We start from the raw sequence: 19,635 nt of genomic DNA, 5'->3' as shown, positions 1-19,635 counted from the left end.
TTGTGTGTGCTGTTATTACACCTGCGCCCTTTCTGTGCGACGCTGCCACTGCTGATCTGGCGTGGCGCGTTTTTGGTGCTGTGCTTGACTGAGCAAGCGTGGAACGGCTGCGCAATGTGCATATGGCATAAGTCTTGCGCTGTTCCCCTACCTTCCAGGCTCGCAGGAGGCACGCCGTGTCGATACATGTCGCATTGCACCACGTCACGCATTACCGCTACGACCGCGCCATCGAACTGGGCCCGCAGATCGTCCGTCTGCGCCCTGCGCCCCACAGCCGTACGCGGGTGCTGTCCTACGCGCTGAAAGTGCTGCCCGAGCAGCATTTCATCAATTGGCAGCAAGACCCCCAGGGCAACTACCTGGCCCGCCTGGTGTTCCCGGAGAAAACCACCGAACTGCGCATCGAAGTCGACCTGGTCGCCGAGATGGCGGTGTTCAACCCGTTCGACTTCTTCCTCGAATCCCATGCGGAGAAGATCCCTTTCGCCTACACCAAGGACGAAAAGCACGAACTCGCGCCCTACCTGGAAACCCTCGAACTGACCCCCAAGTTCAAGGCGTATCTGGACAGCATCGACCGCACCCCGATTCCCAGCATCGACTTTCTGGTCAATCTCAACCAGAAGCTCAACCAGGACATCCGCTACCTGATCCGCATGGAGCCGGGCGTGCAAACCCCCGAGCACACCCTGGACAGCGCCGCCGGCTCGTGCCGCGACTCGGCCTGGTTGCTGGTGCAGTTGATGCGCCACCTGGGCGTCGCCGCGCGCTTCGTTTCCGGCTATCTCATTCAGCTGACCGCCGACGTCAAGGCGCTGGACGGGCCCTCGGGCACGGACGTGGACTTCACCGACCTGCACGCCTGGTGCGAGGTTTACCTGCCCGGTGCCGGCTGGGTCGGCCTGGATGCCACCTCGGGCCTGTTCGCTGGCGAAGGCCACATCCCGCTGGCCTGCAGCCCCGAGCCGTCCTCAGCCGCACCGATCACCGGGTTGGTCGAGCCGTGCGAGTGCCAGTTCTCCCACGAGATGTCGGTGGAACGCGTCTGGGAGGCCCCGCGGGTCACCCAGCCGTACACCGAAGAACAATGGGCCGACGTGCTCGCATTGGGCCGGCAGGTCGACGCGGAACTGCAACAAGGCGACGTCCGCCTGACCATGGGCGGTGAGCCGACCTTCGTCGCCATCGACGACCCGGACGGCGAAGAGTGGAACACCGCCGCCCTGGGGCCGACCAAGCGCGTGCTGTCCACCGAGTTGTATCAGCGCATGCGCACGCAATACGCGGCCAAAGGCCTGGTGCATTTCGGCCAGGGCAAGTGGTATCCCGGCGAGCAACTGCCGCGTTGGTCGCTGAACTGTTACTGGCGGGTGGACGGCCAGCCGATCTGGCTAAACGATGCGTTGATCGCCGACGAAAGCCAGGACTACGGCGCCACCGGCGAGCTGGCCGGGCGTTTCCTCGCCAGCGTGGCCGAACGCCTGAAGCTGCCGCCGCGCTTCGTGTTCCCGGCTTACGAAGACAACTTCTACTACCTGTGGCGCGAAGGCAGCCTGCCCAGCAACGTCACGGCCGAAGATTCGCGGCTGGACGACGAGATGGAGCGCAAGCGCCTGCGCAAGGTGTTCGCCCAGGGCCTGGACCGGGTCATCGGCCAGGTACTGCCGCTGGCTCGCACCGCCGCCGGGGATCGCTGGCAGAGTGGCCGCTGGTACCTGCGCGACGAGCATTGTCGCTTGGTGCCTGGCGACTCGCCGTTGGGCTACCGCCTGCCCTTGGCTTCACAACCCTGGGTCAAGGCTGCCGAATACCCCTACGTGCACCCCACCGACGCCAACCAGGCGTTCCCCGAGCTGCCCGAGGTGCCGGCGTTGCAGGCGTCCATCGCCGGCCAGCCGCCGGCGGTGGAAGAAGAGCGTGCGCCGAAGCTGGACGAGTCGGCCAGCTGGTTGACCCGCACCGCCCTGTGCGCCGAAGCCCGCGAGGGTCGGCTGTACCTGTTCATGCCGCCGCTGGAGAAGCTCGAGGGATACCTCGAACTGGTCAGCGTCATCGAGGCCACTGCCCAGGAGCTTCAGTGCCCGGTACTGCTCGAAGGCTACGAGCCGCCCTACGATCCACGGCTGGCCAACTTCAAGGTCACGCCCGATCCTGGCGTGATCGAAGTCAACGTGCAGCCTTCCGCCACCTGGGATCAACTGGTCGAACGCACCGAGTTCCTTTACGAGCAAGCCCGGCAGACGCGCCTGACCACCGAAAAATTCATGATCGACGGCCGTCATACCGGCACCGGTGGCGGTAACCACCTGGTACTGGGGGGCGCCACGCCGGCCGACTCGCCGTTCCTGCGCCGGCCCGACCTGCTGCGCAGCCTGATCAGCTACTGGCATAACCACCCCTCGCTGTCGTACCTGTTTTCCGGCCTGTTCATCGGTCCGACCTCGCAGGCGCCACGGGTTGACGAAGCCCGCAACGACTCGCTGTACGAGCTGGAAATCGCCTTCGCCCAGATGCCGCCGGTAGGTACCGAGTGCGCGCCATGGCTGGTGGATCGGCTGCTGCGCAACCTGCTGATCGACGTCACCGGCAACACCCACCGCGCCGAGTTCTGCATCGACAAGCTGTATTCCCCCGACGGTCCCACCGGGCGCCTGGGCCTGCTGGAACTGCGCGCGTTCGAAATGCCGCCCAACGCACGCATGAGCCTGGTTCAGCAGCTGTTGCTGCGGACCCTGGTGGCGCGCTTCTGGAAGGAACCCTATGCCCCGGACACGCTGGTGCGGTGGGGTACCGAGCTGCACGACCGCTTCATGCTGCCGCATTTCCTCCAGCAGGACTTCTCCGACGTCATCACGGAGTTGCAGCGCGCCGGCTATCCGATGGACGCCAGCTGGTTCGACGCGCACACCGAGTTTCGCTTCCCGAAAGTCGGCGACTACAGCGTCAACGGCATCCGCCTGGAGTTGCGTCAGGCGCTGGAGCCCTGGCATGTGCTCGGCGAAGAAAACGGCGGCGGTGGTACGGTGCGCTACGTGGACTCGTCGTTGGAGCGGCTGCAAGTGCGCCTCAACGGCATGACGTCCGATCGCTATATCCTCACCGTCAACGGCGTCCCTGTGCCTCTGAGTGCCACCAGCCAGGTGGGCGAGTTCGTCGCCGGCGTGCGCTTTCGCGCCTGGCAACCGGCCAACTGCCTGCAACCGACCATACCGGTGCACGCGCCGCTGGTCTTTGACCTGGTCGACACCTGGATGCACCGCTCCCTCGGCGGCTGTCAGTACCACGTGGCCCATCCGGGCGGACGCAACTATGAAACCTTGCCGGTGAACGCCAACGAGGCCGAAAGCCGGCGGCTGGCCCGTTTCTTCCGTATCGGTCACAGCCCGGGCCACCTGGATACGCCTGCACTCAAGATCACTCGGGAGATGCCGATGACCCTGGACATGCGCCGAACCTGACGGGGCCGGGTGTGACGTACGGGCCGTATCCGTGCGTCATGCAGGCTGCGATAATCACCCACTTCAACGCCGCCGCCGAGCTTCTTCATGCCAGACCTGCTTGACCGATACCCGCTGTCCCAGGGTACCTATCACGAAATGCTCGAGCCCGGTGGCGCGGTGCGGCCTCACTGGCGGCGGTTGTTCGAGCAGTTGCAACGCAGCACGCCGGGCTCGCTGGCTCAGCGCCAGGCCTTGCTGACCCGGCAGATTCAGGAAAACGGCGTGACCTATAACGTCTACGCCGACCCCAAGGGGGCCGACCGCCCGTGGGAGCTGGACCTGCTGCCCAACATCATCCCCGCGGACGAATGGCGTACGGTGTCGGCCGGCATCGCCCAGCGCGCGCGCCTGCTCAATGCCGTGCTGGCTGATATCTACGGGCCGCAGAAGCTGATTGCCGACGGGTTGCTGCCGGCCGAGCTGGTGTTCGGCCACAACAATTATCTGTGGCCATGCCAAGGCATGCTGCCGCCTGAAGGCACCTTTCTGCACCTGTACGCAGCCGACCTTGCGCGCACGCCGGATGGCCGCTGGTGGATAACCGCCGACCGGGCGCAGGCACCCTCGGGGGCCGGCTATGCCCTGGAAAACCGCATGACGCTGTCGCGGGCCTTCCCGGACCTGTACCGCGACCTCAAGGTCGAGCACCTGGCCGGCTTCTTCCGCACCCTGCAGGACACCATGGCGCGCCTGGCACCCAACGGCAATGAAACGCCGCTGGTGGTACTGCTGACCCCTGGGCGCTTCAACGAGAGCTATTTCGAGCATCTGTACCTGGCGCGTCAGCTGGGCTACCCGTTGGTGGAAGGCAGTGACCTGACGGTGCGCGATGCCACGGTGTACCTCAAGACCTTGAGCGGCCTGCGCCGTGTTCACGCGATCATGCGTCGCCTGGACGACGACTTCTGCGACCCTTTGGAGTTGCGCACCGATTCGGCGCTGGGCGTGCCCGGTCTGCTTCAGGCAGTGCGCCAGGGTAACGTGTTGGTGGCCAACGCCTTGGGCAGCGGTGTGCTGGAATCACCGGGGCTGCTGGGCTTCCTGCCCAGGATCAACCAGCACCTGTTCGGTGAGGAGCTGATTCTGCCGTCCATTGCCACTTGGTGGTGCGGCGAGCCGCCGGTGTTGGCCCAGGCGCTGGAAAAGCTCGGCGAATTGCTGATCAAGCCGGCCTTTCCTTCCCAGAGCTTCGAGCCGGTGTTTGGTCGCGACCTCGACACTGCTCAGCGCCAGGTCCTGGCGGAGCGCTTGCAGGCGCGCCCCTATGCCTACGTCGCCCAAGAGATGGCGCAGCTGTCCCAGGCACCCGTCTGGCAAGCCGACAGCAGCCAGCTGCAGTCGCGGGCCATTGGCATGCGCGTATTCGCAGTGGCCGGCGCGGACGACTACCGGGTGCTGCCCGGGGCCCTGACACGGGTAGCGGCCGATGCCGATGCCGAGGTGGTGTCGATGCAGCGCGGCGGCGCCAGCAAGGACACCTGGATACTGGGTGAACGCGCGCCGATGGGCGAGCAGTGGCGGGCGCAGCGCACCATCGGGGTCCATGATCTGGTACGCGTCGACCCTTACCTGCCATCGCGGGTGGTGGAGAACCTGTTCTGGTTCGGTCGCTACTGCGAGCGTTGCGACGACAGCGCGCGCCTGTTGCGGATCATCCTGGTGCGCTATATCGATGGCGATGACGCCCAGGCGTTGCAGGCCGCCGTGGACCTGGCCGAAAGTCTGCATCTGTTGCCGGAAGAGGGCACCCTGCGCGAGCGTCTGCTGGCTGCCCTGCTGGGGGATGACTGGGCGTTCAGCCTGCGCGCCAATCTGCAACGGCTGCAATGGGCCGCCTCGCAGGTACGCGGCAAGCTGTCGCGAGAAAACTGGCAGGCCCTGGTGGAATTGCAGCGCGAAGCGTTGGCCCTGGAGACCGAGACCCCGGACTTCGGCGAACTGCTGGATTTCCTCAACCGTCTGGTCATGAACTTGGCGGCGTTGTCCGGCTTTGCGCTGGACGACATGACCCGCGACGAGGGCTGGCGCTTTCTGATGATCGGCCGGCGCATCGAGCGTCTGCAATTTCTCAGTACCAGCCTGGCGGCTTTTCTCGGCACCGCAGCGGTAGAGGATCAGGCAGGCCTTGAATGGTTGCTGGAGTTGGGCAACAGCAGTATCACCTACCGTTCCCGTTATCTGGCAGTGCCACAACTGATACCGGTACTGGACCTGTTGCTGCTCGATGCGCAGAACCCACACGCCGTGGTGTTCCAGCTCAAGCTGGTGGCGCGCGCCTTGCGCCGCCTGAACGACGAATTCGATGTGCCGCGCGAGCGCGCCCTGGCGCCGCTGATCGAGCGTCTGGCGTACTTCGACCTCGGCACCCTGGAAAACTCGCTGTTCGGTGAGGGCAGCGTGCGGGCCGTGCTCGAAGGGCTGAGCAGCCTGTTGCGAGAAATCGCCAGTGCCAGCAGCCACGTTTCCGACCGCCTGGCGCTGCGCCACTTTGCCCATGTCGACGATGTCAGCCAGCAGACGGTGTCCGTCTGATGAGCGCTCATTACCAGATACTTCACGACACCCATTACCGCTACGACAGCCCGGTGTCGCTGGCCAAGCAACTTGCGCACCTGTGGCCGCGGCCCTGCGCCTGGCAGGTGTGCCATGAGCAGGTGCTGGAGATCAGCCCCGAACCGTCCAGCCGCGCGGATGGATTGGATGTGTTCGGCAACCCGCTGACGCGGCTGGCGTTCGAGCGACCTCACGACGAGCTCAAGGTCGGCGCGCGGCTGCACGTTGAAGTGTTGCCACGTCCGAGCCTGGATTTCAGCCTGTCACCGGCCTGGGAATCGACCCGCAGCGCCTTGTGTTATTCAGGCACCGCGCTGGCCCCGGACATGCTCGAAGCCTGTCGCTATCGATTCGAGTCACCCTACGTGCGCGTGAAGAAAAGCTTCGTGGCGTTTTCCCAGAGCTGCTTCCCGGCAGGCGTACCTTTGTTGGTTGGGGCACAGGCGCTGATGGAGAAAATCTACGAAGAGTTCACCTTCGACGCCGAAGCCACCCAAGTGGCAACACCCCTGGTAGAGGTGCTGGAGAATCGCCGCGGCGTGTGCCAGGACTTCGCCCACTTGATGCTCGCCTGCCTGCGTTCGCGGGGCGTAGCGGCGCGCTACGTCAGCGGCTACCTGCTTACCCAGCCGCCGCCCGGCCAGCCGCGACTGATCGGCGCCGATGCCTCCCATGCCTGGGTCTCGGTATTTTGTCCGGCCTTGGGCTGGGTCGATTTCGACCCGACCAACAACGTTCAGCCCGGGCTTGAGCACATCACCCTGGCCTGGGGGCGGGATTTCTCCGATGTATCGCCGCTGCGGGGGGTGATTCTGGGCGGCGGCAATCATGATCCCGAGGTGCAGGTGACGGTACTGCCCTTGGCGTGAGGCCGAGGTGCTGGCGGCTAAAGTGTAATTAATCGGCACCTCTTATTGTATACAATGTACAGGGCGTGTAATGATCGTGCCTTAGCTATCCCTGCCTGGAGACTCCCATGTTTGCCAAAGCTGTCGCCGTATCCCTGCTCGTTCTGGCCAGTGGCCAAGTGTTCGCTGAAGAGAAGTGCTCGATTACCGTCGACTCCACCGACCAGATGACGTTCGACAAGAAAGAGATTGAAATCAGCAAAAGCTGCAAGACGTTCACCGTCAACCTGACCCACTCTGGCAGCTTGCCCAAGCAGGTCATGGGGCATAACTGGGTATTGAGCAAGGAAGCCGATGCCCAGCCAGTGGCGATGGATGGCCTGAGCGCCGGTATCGATAACAGCTACCTGAAAGCTGACGATGCGCGGGTGATCGCCCATACCAAGGTGATCGGTGCCGGCGAGACGGATTCGGTGTCGTTCGATGTGTCGAAGCTGTCGGCCGATGAGAAGTATCTGTTCTTCTGCTCGTTTCCTGGGCATATCTCCATGATGAAGGGCACTCTCACATTAGGCGACTGAGGGTGGAGGGCTGGGGTGAGCGGAACTTGCCCCACACGTCCAAAAAAAACCGATCCGCCGATGAGGTATCAGCGCCTCGCCAACGTGTAGTGAATGAACATCGGAATTGATTCCGTTTCCCATTCACTCCACGCACAGCGAAACCCATGAAAGTCATCGTCTTCGGTCTCTGCTCCGTCATCGCCAGCCCCTGCCTGCTGGCTGCTGAAACGCCATCCGGGCACTTGCAGCTGGATGCGCTCGACATCAATGCCACATCCCAGCCCAGCGCCGAAGACAGTGTCGAACGCAGCCGCACGTCCTATCAGGCCCGGCGCGCCTCTGTCGCCAGCCGCACCGATGCGCCGCTGGTGGAAACGCCCCAGTCGGTGAACGTGGTCACTCAGCGGGTCATCGAAGACCGCCTGCCGCAGAGTCTGGACGAAGCCATCAATGCCGTCAGTGGCGTGAAGCAGGGCAATACCCTGGGCGGCACCCAGGACGCCATCCAGAAGCGTGGCTTTGGCACCAACCGCGACAACTCCATCATGCGTGACGGCATGCAGTCGGTCAGGGCGCGCAACTTCACACCCACCACCGAACGCATCGAAGTGCTCAAGGGCCCGGCGTCCATGCTCTACGGCGTGCAGGACCCCGGCGGGGTGATCAATGTGGTCACCAAGCAGCCCGCGTTGACCGATGCCCGCTCGATCTCGGTATGGGGCAGCAGCTTTGGCGGCGGCGGCGAGCAAGTCGACGTCACCGGCCCGCTGGGCGACAACGGGCTGGCCTATCGTTTCATTGCCGACCAGCAGAACTATGACTACTGGCGCAATTTCGGCAGCATCGACCAGACGGTCATCGCACCGTCCCTGGCCTGGTACGGTGACGACACCACGCTGTCGGTGGCCTACGAGCACATGGAGTATTCGGTGCCGTTCGACCGCGGCACTCAGATCAATACCCTGACCGGCAAACCGTTGGACATCTCCCGTCGCACGCGCCTGGACGAACCGTTCAACGTCACCAGCGGTCGCTCCGATGCCCTGGACTTGCGCGCTGAGCACCGCCTGAACGACATCTGGACCCTGCGCGCCGGTTACGGTTACAGCCGCAATTACTACAACGACCAGCAGTCGCGATTCATGTCGGCCAACTACAACACCAGACTGGTCACTCGCCGCGCCGATGCTACCCGCGATGCCGTGCAGTTCGCGCACACCGGTACGGTCAATGCGCTGGGCAACCTGTACTGGGGCGACACCCTGCACGAGGTGTTGGTAGGCGTCGACTACATGAAGAACGAGCGCACCCTGGGCGATCTGATCCGCAACACCGCCAGGGCGGACTTCAACTACAACAACCCGGTGTACGGCAATGCGCCGCTGCCCAGCGCGGTCAGCGCCAAGGACAGCGAGCAGACCGATAACCTGGAAACCCGCGGCCTGTTCGTGCAGGACTCGATGCACCTGGGCGAGCACTGGATCTTCCAGGCCGGGCTGCGCTACGACAGTTTCAAGGAACTGACCGGCAAGGGCCGGCCGTTCGTGGTGGGCGCGGACGTCGAGGAGAGCAAGGTGGTACCACGGGTCGGTCTGGTTTACATGATCCAGCCGGACTGGTCGCTGTACGCCAGCTACAGCGAGTCGTTTCGCCCCAACACCTCCATCGCCACGCCCATCGGCGACCTGCCACCGGAGGAGGGCAAGGCGTACGAGATCGGCACCAAGTTCCAGAACGACAACCTGACCGCCACGGTAGCCCTGTTCGACATCGACAAAAAGAATGTGCAGACCAGCGAGGCCTGTGGCGATGAGACCTGTACCCGTGTTTCGGGCAAGGTGCGCTCCCGCGGTGTGGAAGTGGACGTCACCGGGCAGCTCGACGCGTTCTGGAGCGTCACGGGCAGCTATGCCTACACCGACACCGAGGTGCTTGAGGACCCGGTGCTCAAGGGCCAGCCAATCGATGGCGTTTCCAAGCACACGGCGGCGTTGTACCTGACCCGAGATTTCGGCCAGGTGGGTATCGGCGAGCTGCGCGCCGGTGCGGGGGCGCGCTATGCCAGCCGCTGGGGCGTGAACAATGGGTCGGCGGGAGCAGCGAACCGCGAGTATTACCTGCCGTCGTCGAAGGTGGCCGATGCGTTCGTCAGCTACAAGATGAAGCTGGCCGAGCGTGACCTGACGTTGCAATTGAATGTGAAGAATATCTTCGATGAGCGCTATTACGTCTCGAGCAGTGGCACGGGATCACCGGCGATCGTGATCGGCGAGCCGCGTCAGGTAGTGGCTCGGGCGAAATTCGATTTTTGAAGGGGAAGGCGGCTTCTAGCCCCCTCCCCCAAGGGAGAGGGCTGGGGTGAGGGGACCATTCACCCCCCCATCCCCAGCCCAATCCGCCAGCCCCATCCCCAGCCTAATCCGGCACCTTGAACACATGCCGCAGATACGCCACGAAGTTCGGATCACGACACTGCGTCTTCGCGGCCTCATCGGAAATCTTCGCTACCGGCTGGCCATTGCAATCGGTCATCTTCAGCACGATGTTCATCGGCTCCACGCCCGGAATATCGCACGTCAGATTGGTACCGATCCCGAAGCTGACATTGATCCGCCCGCGCAACGCCCGAAAGATCTGCAACGACTTGGGCAGGTCCAGGCCGTCGGAGAACACCAGGGTCTTGGTCATCGGATCGATGCCCAGATGGCGGTAGTGGGCGATGGCTTTCTCCGCCCACACCACCGGATCGCCCGAATCGTGGCGCAAGCCGTCGAAGAGCTTGGCGAAATACAGATCGAAGTCGCGCAGGAAGGCATCCATGGTAATGCAGTCGGTCAGGGCGATGCCGAGCATGCCGCGGTATTCCCGTACCCAGCAATCGAGCGCGGCGATCTGACTGTCGATCAGGCGTGGCCCCAGTTGCTGATGCGCCATGATCCACTCGTGAGCCATGGTGCCCAGCGGCTTGAGGTCGAGCTGGCGGGCCAGGTGCATGTTGCTGGTACCGACGAAGCGGCCGGGGAACTCGTGCTTGAGCACCGTCACCACTTCTTCCTGGACCTTGTAGGAGAAGCGTCGGCGGGTGCCGAAATCGGCCACTTGCAGCTCGGCCAGTTCATCGCTGCTGGCGTTGGCCTGCAGCCACTCGAACTTGCGGTAAAGCTTCTCCCGCGGTTGGCTGAGCAGTACGTCGGGGTAGCGGATACGGTTGCGCACTTCGCTGACCGTGGCCAGCAACGGCACCTCGAACAGGATCACATGCAGCCAGGGCCCGCGCAGGCGAATGAACAGCTGGTCATTCTCGATACCGATGTGCAGGTAGCGCAGGTTGAAGCGGAACAATCCCAGAAAGCGCAGGAAGTCCGGCTTCATGAAATTGATGCCTTCCAGGAACGTCAACTGGTCCGGGCCCAGGCTCAATTCGGACAGCTGCTCGAGCTCCGTACGGATGTCCTCCAGGTACGGTCGCAGGTCCTCGCCATTGCGACAACGGAACTCCCACTCCACATCCACGTTGGGGTAGTTGTGCAGCACAGCCTGCATCATGCTCAGCTTGTACAGATCGGTGTCGAGCAGGTTTTGCACGACGCGATCGGCGAATACGCTCTCGCTCATCGGGGTCTCCAGAACCGCCTGCCTCATTTGAAACAGGGGTGGCGCACAGTAAGGGCACATTCTGCCAGTTTTTTAGAAAGCCGTTTGCCCACGCAGTGCCCGGCAAAGCCGTTTAAAAACGGGATATCGCCGATTTAAACCATAGCTTGCTAACCAATTCGGCGAAATTGGGCGATTCGGTCAGCCTTTAATGGTGCGAGTCGTAGCAATTGCGCACCTTGGATGTGCACTTCGGTTACGCCAGCGGTTACAGCTCGGTTGCACACACCGCACGTGCAAGGTAGGGATGTCCGTCCGCGACGGTTGCACCTTTTTTGGCAGGTAGTGCTACCTGCGCCGTGCCAGAGGGTTGCACGACCCATAACAAATGGTCCTCGATGGCCTCTGGCCCGCCATTCGCCACGACTTTCGTCGAACCTCAAATGCGCTGGCACGGGCCTTGCTCTGAGCAATGCGCTGAAGTTGTAGTGCCAACCAAAAAAACTCAGGAGCACCACTCATGTCGCAGACGTTTTACAGGAAAGGTTTTCTGGCTCTCGCAGTGGCAGCTGCATTGGGCGCTTCGTCGATTGTTCAGGCCGACGTCAAGATCGGCGTAGCAGGGCCAATGACCGGCGCCAATGCGTCGTTTGGCGAGCAGTACATGAAGGGTGCACAGGCTGCGGCCGATGCGATCAACAAGGCAGGCGGCATCAACGGCGAGAAAATCGTCCTGGTGGCCGGCGACGACGCGTGTGAACCCAAGCAGGCCGTGGCCGTCGCGAACCGGCTTGCCGACCAGGACAAAGTCATTGGTGTGGTAGGCCACTTCTGTTCTTCGTCTACCATCCCCGCCTCGGAAGTCTATGCCGACGCCGGCATCATCTCGATCACCCCTGGCTCCACCAACCCGACCGTCACCGAGCGCGGTCTGCCAGACGTGTTCCGCATGTGCGGCCGTGACGACCAGCAAGGTATCGTTGCCGGTGACTACATCGTCGATGTGCTCAAGAGCAAGAAAGTCGCCGTCATCCATGACAAGGACACTTACGGTCAGGGTCTGGCCGACGCTACCAAGGCTCAGTTGACCAAGCGTGGCGTAACGCCTGTGCTGTACGAAGGTCTGACCCGCGGCGAGAAAGACTTCAGCGCCCTGGTTACCAAGATTCGCTCCACCGGCGCTGATACCGTCTATTTCGGCGGCCTGCACCCGGAAGCCGGTCCATTGGTACGTCAACTGCGCGAGCAGGGCCTCAAGGACGTCAAGTTCATGTCCGACGATGGCATCGTTACCGATGAACTGGTCACCACCGCTGGCGGTGCGCAATACGTCGATGGCGTGTACATGACCTTCGGCGCCGACCCGCGCCTGCTCCCCGACAGCAAGGCGGTGGTGGACGAGTTCCGCAAGTCCGGCTATGAGCCTGAAGGCTACACCCTGTATGCCTATGCTTCGCTGCAGGCCCTGGCCGCCGGTTTCAACGGCGCCAAGTCGAACAAGGGCGATGCCGCTTCGAAATGGCTGAAAGCCAACCCGGTGAAGACCGTGATGGGTGAGAAGGCCTGGGATGCCAAGGGCGACCTGAAAGTTTCCGACTATGTGGTTTACCAATGGGACGCCACTGGCAAATACAAGCAGTTGGAAAAGCAGAAGTGAGATGAGCGCCGGCCGACGCCTTGAAACCGTCGGCCAGTCTCGGGCTGCGCACTGCGGCCCGCGTTTCTCTTAATACCGCTCCCGCGGCAGATGAACAGGCTTTGGCTTGTTCATCCCCTGAGCGGTGCGCGGTTTCAGACGTTCGCGAGAGTGCATGATGGACGGTATTTTCCTGCAACAAATGGTCAACGGCCTGACCCTCGGGTCGGTCTACGGCCTGATCGCCATTGGTTACACCATGGTCTATGGCATCATCGGCATGATCAACTTCGCCCATGGCGACGTGTACATGATCAGCGCCTACCTGGCCGCCATCGGCCTGGCCGTGCTGTCGTTCTTCGGCCTCGAATCCTTTCCGTTCCTGATCCTGGGTACGCTGGTCTTCACCATTGTGGTGACCGGCGTGTACGGGTTCGTGATCGAGCGCGTGGCCTACAAGCCGCTGCGCAACTCCACCCGCCTGGCACCGCTGATCAGCGCCATCGGCATCTCGTTGATCCTGCAGAACTACGCGCAGATCAGCCAGGGCGCCCGGCAACAGGGTGTGCCGACCCTGCTTGAAGGCGCCTGGCGCCTGGAAGTGGGCACCGGCTTCGTACAGATCACCTACACCAAGATCTTCATCCTCATTGCCGCGTTCGTGGGCATGGGCGTGCTGACCTACATCATCAAGTTCACCAAGCTGGGCCGCATGTGCCGGGCCACCCAGCAGGATCGCAAGATGGCCTCGATCCTGGGCATCAACACCGATCGGGTGATTTCCTACGTGTTCATCATCGGCGCCGCCATGGCCGCGCTGGCCGGCGTGCTGATCACCATGAACTACGGCACCTTCGACTTCTATGCCGGCTTCGTCATCGGTATCAAGGCGTTCACCGCCGCGGTACTGGGCGGCATTGGTTCGTTGCCGGGCGCCATGCTCGGCGGATTGATCCTGGGCGTTGCCGAGTCGCAATTCTCCGGTCTGATCAACTCCGACTACAAAGACGTGTTCAGCTTCGGCCTGCTGGTGCTGATTCTGATCTTCCGTCCCCAAGGCCTGCTGGGTCGCCCACTCGTGGCGAAGGTATAAGTATGTCTGCACCTACTGCAAAGCCCATCGATATCAAGAAAAGCCTGATCGACATGGTGGTCGCCGGCCTGCTGGCGCTGATCGTGTTCGGCCCCATCGTCGGTATCGTGCTCGACGGCTACAGCTTCAATCTGCAGCCCACTCGCGTCGCCTGGCTGGTGGCCATAGTGATGGCCGGGCGGTTTCTGCTCAGCCTGTTTCTGCGGACGCCCAAGGGGCTGGCGATTTCCCAGAGCTTCGAAAGCTCGAGTTCGGGCGTGCATGTGCTGCCGCCGGACTACAAGTCGCGACTGCGTTTCATCATCCCGGCGCTGATCGTGATTGCCATCGTGTTCCCGATCTTCGCCAACAAGTACATCCTCACCGTGGTCATCCTCGGTCTGATCTATGTGTTGCTGGGGCTGGGGCTCAACATCGTGGTGGGCCTGGCCGGCCTGCTCGACCTGGGTTACGTGGCGTTCTATGCCATCGGCGCCTATGGCCTGGCGCTGGGTTACCAATACCTGGGCCTGGGGTTCTGGTCAGCGCTGCCGCTGGCGGCCATCGCGGCGGCTCTGGCCGGGTGCATACTGGGGTTCCCGGTGCTGCGGATGCACGGTGACTATCTGGCCATCGTGACCCTGGGCTTTGGTGAAATCATTCGCCTGGTGCTCAATAACTGGCTGTCGTTCACCGGCGGCCCGAACGGCGTGCCGGTGCCTTCACCGACGTTCTTCGGCCTGGAGTTCGGCCGCCGTGCGCGGGACGGCGGCGTGCCGATTCACGAGTACTTCGGCTTCGAATACAACCCGGACCTGAAATTCCTGTTCATCTATATCGTGCTGTTCCTGGTGGTGCTGGCGGTGCTGTACGTCAAGCATCGACTCACCCGCATGCCGGTGGGCCGCGCGTGGGAAGCGCTGCGCGAGGACGAGATTGCCTGCCGTTCCATGGGTCTGAACCACGTACTGGTGAAGCTCTCGGCCTTCACCATCGGTGCCTCCACCGCAGGGCTGGCAGGGGTCTTTTTTGCCAGTTACCAGGGCTTCGTCAACCCTACCTCGTTCACCTTCTTCGAGTCGGCGTTGATCCTTGCCATCGTGGTGCTGGGCGGCATGGGTTCCACGGTCGGCGTGGTGATTGCTGCCTTCGTGCTTACCGTAGCGCCGGAGTTGCTGCGCAGCTTCTCCGAATACCGTGTGTTGCTGTTTGGAGTATTGATGGTGTTGATGATGATCTGGCGGCCACGTGGCCTGATCCGTATCAGCCGCACGGGCATCAAGCCGGTGAAGGGCGCTTTGATCGACGCGAAGGGGACGACGCCATGAATAACGAGGTCATTCTTTCGGTCGAGAAACTGATGATGCACTTTGGCGGCATCAAGGCGTTGAGCGATGTCAGCCTGCAAGTGCGGCGCAACTCGATCTTCGCGCTGATCGGCCCCAACGGCGCCGGCAAGACCACCGTATTCAACTGCCTGACCGGCTTCTACAAAGCCACGGGCGGACGCATCGAGCTCAATGCGCGCGGCCAGAAGACCAATGTCATCAAGCTGTTGGGAGAGCCGTTCCAGGCCACCGATTTCGTATCGCCCAGAAGTTTCTCTAGCCGCGTCTGGTACAAGATGTTCGGCGGCACCCACCTGGTCAACCGTGCCGGTCTGGCCCGTACATTCCAGAACATTCGCCTGTTCAAGGAAATGTCGGTGATGGAAAACCTGCTGGTGGCGCAGCACATGTGGGTCAACCGCAACATGCTGGCCGGCATTCTCAACACCAAGGGCTACCGCAAGGCCGAAGAAGACGCGATCAAGACGGCGTTCTACTGGTTGGAGGTCGTCGACCTGGTGGGCAGTGCCAACCGTCTGGCGGGCGAGTTGTCCTACGGTCAGCAGCGTCGCCTGGAAATCGCCAGAGCCATGTGCACCCGGCCACAGGTGATCTGCCTGGACGAGCCGGCCGCGGGCCTCAACCCGCAGGAGACCGAGGCGTTGAGCGGCATGATTCGTCTGCTGCGTGACGAACACGACATGACCGTGGTGCTGATCGAGCACGACATGGGCATGGTGATGAGTATTTCCGATGACATCGTGGTGCTCGACCACGGCAACGTGATCGCCAAGGGCAAGCCGGAGCAGATCCGCAACGATCCGAAAGTGATCGCGGCCTATCTGGGCGCCGACGAAGAGGAGCTGGTATGAGTACACCCATCCTCGAGATGAAGGACATCGATGTCCATTACGGCCCGATCCAGGCGCTGAAGAAAGTCTCGCTGCACATCGACGAGGGCGAGACCGTGAGCCTGATCGGCTCCAACGGCGCGGGCAAGTCGACGCTGTTGATGTCGATTTTTGGCCAGCCGCGCGCCAGTGCCGGGCAGATTCTCTACCGTGGCGTCGATATCACCCAGAAGTCGTCGCACTACATCGCCTCCAACGGCATCGCGCAATCGCCGGAAGGGCGGCGAGTGTTTCCCGACATGTCGGTGGAAGAAAACCTGATGATGGGCACCATTCCCATCGGCGACAAGCATTCGAGCGAGGACATGCAGCGCATGTTCGAGCTGTTCCCGCGGCTCAAGGAGCGACGCAACCAGCGGGCGATGACCATGTCCGGCGGTGAACAGCAGATGCTGGCCATCGCCCGGGCACTGATGAGTCGGCCCAAGCTGCTGCTGCTCGACGAGCCGTCCCTGGGTCTGGCGCCGATCGTGGTCAAGCAGATCTTCTCGACCCTGCGCGAGTTGGCCAAGAGCGGCATGACCATCTTCCTGGTGGAGCAGAACGCGAACCACGCCTTGAAGCTGTCTGATCGGGCCTACGTGATGGTCAACGGCGAGATTCGCATGACCGGCACAGGGCAGGAGCTGTTGACCAACGACGAGGTGCGCAACGCGTATCTGGGTGGGCATTGAAGTGATCTAGCGCCTCTACCGGCCCCTTCGCGGCTGCACGCCGCTCCTACAAGGGCAACGTGCCGTGTGGGTTTCTGGGTTTTCCACCGCGACATCTGACGCCCCTATACAGGGGCGTTTTTGTTTGTCCAGCCAATTGTGGAAAACAAATTTTCACTGTCCCCTCCCTGCGACATAAAACCACCCCGATTCACCGTTTTGTCACAGGTTCGGGTTGTCCCCATTTGCTGTGGGCCTGGTTGTGGACAAGTTGGTAGTACAAAGCTGAACGCCACGTTATCCGTGGGCTGTAGGGCTGTGATCACTTTTTGATCAGCCAATTTCAGGTAGCCGGTGGGCGGGTTTGTCAACCCTTTTATCCACCGTGCCAATCCGGCCAAAACCCGTGTGCAGGGCTGTGGATAACTCTGTGAACAAGCTTTGGAAATAGGCCTGGGTACGGCGTAGTTGCTGGCGTGCCGCCATCGGTCGTATTGCCGGGATTGTGTATCGATTCAGCAGTGACTCGACAGAAGCGCGCCGGGTCAAGTCAAAAAGTTCTAAGGCCACCGGCCAGCAGGCATCTGACAGGTTTTCGAGGGTGCCGCAGTTGCCCCCAGTCTCTGTGGAACGGCTTGTGGATAAGGTGCGGGTAACCGGGTCCGGCCCATATGCCACAAGGCTTTGCGGCCGCTGTGCGTTTATTGATCAGTTGCATCCGTCGTGCCCGCCGGGCATCCTTCCTACTACCGTCGTAACGGCGTAATCCGCGCCTCGATCGGGCTGCCAACTGCAGGCAGTGCAGGAAGATCGGGCGTGGCCGGACGCGGCTTACGCCGCTGCTACATTACTCAGGAGAGCATGATGACTTCCACCGTATTTATCACGGGCGCTACATCCGGTTTTGGTGAGGCCTGTGCCCGCCGCTTTGCTGAGGCAGGCTGGTCGCTAATACTGACCGGGCGCCGTGAGGAGCGTTTGCACGCCCTGTGCGAAGAGCTGTCGAAACAGACTCGTGTGCATCCCCTGGTGCTCGATGTGCGTGACCGCAAAGCCATGGAAGCAGCAATCGCCGGGCTGCCCGAAGAGTTCGCCACCCTCACGGGTCTGGTCAACAATGCCGGCCTGGCGCTGGGCGCCGACCCTGCACCCAAGTGCGACCTCGACGACTGGGACACCATGATCGACACCAACGTCAAAGGCCTGGTGTATGCAACGCGCCTGCTGCTGCCGCGCCTGATCGCCCACGGTAAAGGCGCGACCATCGTGAACCTGGGTTCCGTGGCGGGTAACTACCCCTATCCTGGCAGCCATGTGTACGGCGGCACCAAGGCGTTCGTTGGGCAGTTCTCGCTGAATCTGCGCTGCGACCTGCAAGGTACCGGCGTACGAGTGACCAATCTGGAGCCAGGGCTGTGCGAAAGTGAGTTCTCACTGGTGCGTTTCGGCGGCGACCAGGCGCGCTACGATGCAACCTATGCGGGCGCCAATCCGATCCAGCCGCAGGATATTGCCGAAACCATTTATTGGATTCTGACCCAGCCGGCGCATATCAACATCAACAGTCTGGAGGTCATGCCGGTGACCCAGTCGTGGGCAGGTTTTGCCATCGAGCGACCTGGCAAGGCGTAGGCAGGTCTGGCCTCTTCGCGGCTATGACGCCGCTCCTACGGGAGATCCGATCCCGCACCCCCTTGTAGGAGCGGCGTCCTAGCCGCGAAAGCCGCACCGCGATCTCAAGCGAACGCCTGCAACCCCTGATAACACGTCAGCAAATGGTAAGGCGTCGTCGAAGGCATGTCCTTGCGGCTCACAACGCCCGTACCGTCTCGGCACTCATGCCATCCCTGGGCGTGCAGGAAGCGCTCCGAAAACACCTGCAACTGCTTATCCACAGGCGCCCCGGGCAGCAAGGTCAATGCTCGCAAATACTCTGCCTGAGCCCAGATACGCTGGGTACCGTCGATCACCGAGCCGTCCAGCTTGAGCATCGACAACACCGCTCCGTCCTTTACCCCCACCTGTTCGGCATACTCGAACGCACGTCGTAGCGAACGGTGCAGGGGCGTGTCCTGAAGCAGCGGCGACGTCTGCACCAGAAACAGCCACTCGAATTGATGGCCCGGCTCGAACCAGTTATCCCCAGCCCCCCGCGGTTTCTCCAGCATGATGCCGTGAACCGGTTCGACGAAGCGCGCCTGCATGGCCTTGCACAGGGCCAGCAGGGCTGTCTGGGTGGGTTTGTCCGGGCGTGCCTGGAGCGTGGCCAGGAACGCCTCGGCCAAGTGCATCAACGGGTTCTGCAGCGGGCCGCTGCCTTGCAGGGCCCAATCCTCGGCCAGCACGGCTTCGTAGAGTCCATCGGCTGTGGAAAACCGCTGGGAGACAACCGCCAGTGCGGCGTTCAGGACAGATTCCACCAGAGGCTCGCGCACCTTGGCCCAATAGTGGGCGCAGGCGAAGACGATGAACGCATGAGTGTAGAGGTCCTTGCGCCGATCCAGTGGTTTGCCCTGGGCGTCGATGCTGTAGAACCAGCCGCCGTGTTCGGCGTCGTGGAAGTGGCGCTGCAGCGAGCGGAACAGGGTGGCCGCGTGTTCACGAGCGCCCGGCAGGTCGATCAGACTGGCGAACACATACAATTGACGGGCACACGCCATCGCCCGGTAGCGTTGCACCGGCATGGGTTGCAGGTTCTCGCTCAAGGCTTCGAAGGGCAGGCCCATGTCGGCATTCAAACCGACGCCTTGCCACAGAGGCACGAGGGTGTCGCGAAAATGCGCTTGGGTGGCCGTCAGGGCGGTGTGCAGCGATGGGTCAGGCATTGGCGGATATCGTCGTCGCAAGGGGCGTTTTGCGCGACATGTTAGCAGGTGTGGAGCGCCGGACCTATGCGCCCGGCCAAGGGCGAGGGCGTCAAGAGCAGACGACGTTCCATCGGCCAACGGTAATCAGCCCCCTCTCCCCTAGGGAG

13 protein-coding genes are annotated in these 19,635 nt (G+C 62.4%); 11 read left to right on the top strand and 2 right to left on the bottom strand.

The annotated features are described in order from the left end of the window. Positions 1-176: 176 nt before the first annotated feature. The 5 genes from B3397_RS16205 to B3397_RS16185 all read left to right on the top strand — a co-directional run bounded on the left by B3397_RS16205 (position 177) and on the right by B3397_RS16185 (position 9,779). On the top strand, positions 177-3,461 hold the full coding sequence (locus B3397_RS16205) for a DUF2126 domain-containing protein (protein WP_296251934.1): 3,285 nt from the start codon (positions 177-179) through the stop codon (positions 3,459-3,461). 87 nt (positions 3,462-3,548) lie between these two features. Further along, positions 3,549-6,035, top strand: a complete 2,487-nt coding sequence (locus B3397_RS16200) for a circularly permuted type 2 ATP-grasp protein (protein WP_296251933.1) — start codon at positions 3,549-3,551, stop codon at positions 6,033-6,035. Then, entirely contained in the window at positions 6,035-6,925 is an 891-nt protein-coding gene (locus tag B3397_RS16195; RefSeq protein ID WP_296251931.1) for a transglutaminase family protein, read from the top strand. Before B3397_RS16200 ends, B3397_RS16195 begins: the two co-directional genes overlap by 1 nt. 107 nt (positions 6,926-7,032) lie before the next feature. Then, positions 7,033-7,485, top strand: coding sequence for an azurin (azu, locus tag B3397_RS16190; RefSeq protein WP_296251930.1), 453 nt, complete (start codon positions 7,033-7,035; stop codon positions 7,483-7,485). 146 nt (positions 7,486-7,631) lie between these two features. Continuing rightward, entirely contained in the window at positions 7,632-9,779 is a 2,148-nt protein-coding gene (locus B3397_RS16185) for a TonB-dependent siderophore receptor (RefSeq protein ID WP_296251929.1), read from the top strand. Between the two features lie 103 nt (positions 9,780-9,882). Here the strand turns inward: B3397_RS16185 and pncB are convergent, their stop codons facing one another. Beyond that, positions 9,883-11,082, bottom strand: a complete 1,200-nt coding sequence (pncB, locus tag B3397_RS16180; protein WP_296251927.1) for a nicotinate phosphoribosyltransferase — start codon at positions 11,080-11,082, stop codon at positions 9,883-9,885. A 499-nt stretch (positions 11,083-11,581) separates the two neighbouring features. Between pncB and B3397_RS16175 the strand changes: the two genes are divergently transcribed. The 6 genes from B3397_RS16175 to B3397_RS16150 all read left to right on the top strand — a co-directional run bounded on the left by B3397_RS16175 (position 11,582) and on the right by B3397_RS16150 (position 18,293). Beyond that, positions 11,582-12,718 carry a branched-chain amino acid ABC transporter substrate-binding protein gene (locus B3397_RS16175; RefSeq protein ID WP_296251925.1) on the top strand — a complete coding sequence of 379 codons (1,137 nt, stop codon included), beginning with the start codon at positions 11,582-11,584 and terminating at the stop codon, positions 12,716-12,718. Between the two features lie 157 nt (positions 12,719-12,875). Next, complete coding sequence (locus tag B3397_RS16170) at positions 12,876-13,790, top strand: ABC transporter permease subunit (RefSeq protein ID WP_296251967.1); 915 nt, start codon at positions 12,876-12,878, stop codon at positions 13,788-13,790. A 2-nt stretch (positions 13,791-13,792) separates the two neighbouring features. Further along, positions 13,793-15,097 carry a high-affinity branched-chain amino acid ABC transporter permease LivM gene (gene livM / locus B3397_RS16165; protein ID WP_296251923.1) on the top strand — a complete coding sequence of 435 codons (1,305 nt, stop codon included), beginning with the start codon at positions 13,793-13,795 and terminating at the stop codon, positions 15,095-15,097. Continuing rightward, on the top strand, positions 15,094-15,969 hold the full coding sequence (locus B3397_RS16160) for an ABC transporter ATP-binding protein (protein ID WP_296251921.1): 876 nt from the start codon (positions 15,094-15,096) through the stop codon (positions 15,967-15,969). The genes livM and B3397_RS16160 overlap by 4 nt, the downstream gene beginning before the upstream one ends. Continuing rightward, positions 15,966-16,682, top strand: a complete 717-nt coding sequence (locus B3397_RS16155; RefSeq protein WP_296251920.1) for an ABC transporter ATP-binding protein — start codon at positions 15,966-15,968, stop codon at positions 16,680-16,682. Before B3397_RS16160 ends, B3397_RS16155 begins: the two co-directional genes overlap by 4 nt. An 843-nt stretch (positions 16,683-17,525) precedes the next feature. Continuing rightward, positions 17,526-18,293: an SDR family oxidoreductase gene (locus B3397_RS16150; RefSeq protein ID WP_296251917.1), complete on the top strand. Its 768-nt coding sequence runs from the start codon at positions 17,526-17,528 to the stop codon at positions 18,291-18,293. Between the two features lie 104 nt (positions 18,294-18,397). Here the strand turns inward: B3397_RS16150 and B3397_RS16145 are convergent, their stop codons facing one another. Next, on the bottom strand, positions 18,398-19,486 hold the full coding sequence (locus B3397_RS16145) for an AGE family epimerase/isomerase (RefSeq protein WP_296251915.1): 1,089 nt from the start codon (positions 19,484-19,486) through the stop codon (positions 18,398-18,400). Between the last annotated feature and the right edge of the window lie 149 nt (positions 19,487-19,635).

Source organism: Pseudomonas sp. UBA4194, assembly GCF_002379585.1.
Lineage (GTDB): Bacteria > Pseudomonadota > Gammaproteobacteria > Pseudomonadales > Pseudomonadaceae > Aquipseudomonas.
This window is presented reverse-complemented; position numbering and strand designations above follow the sequence as displayed.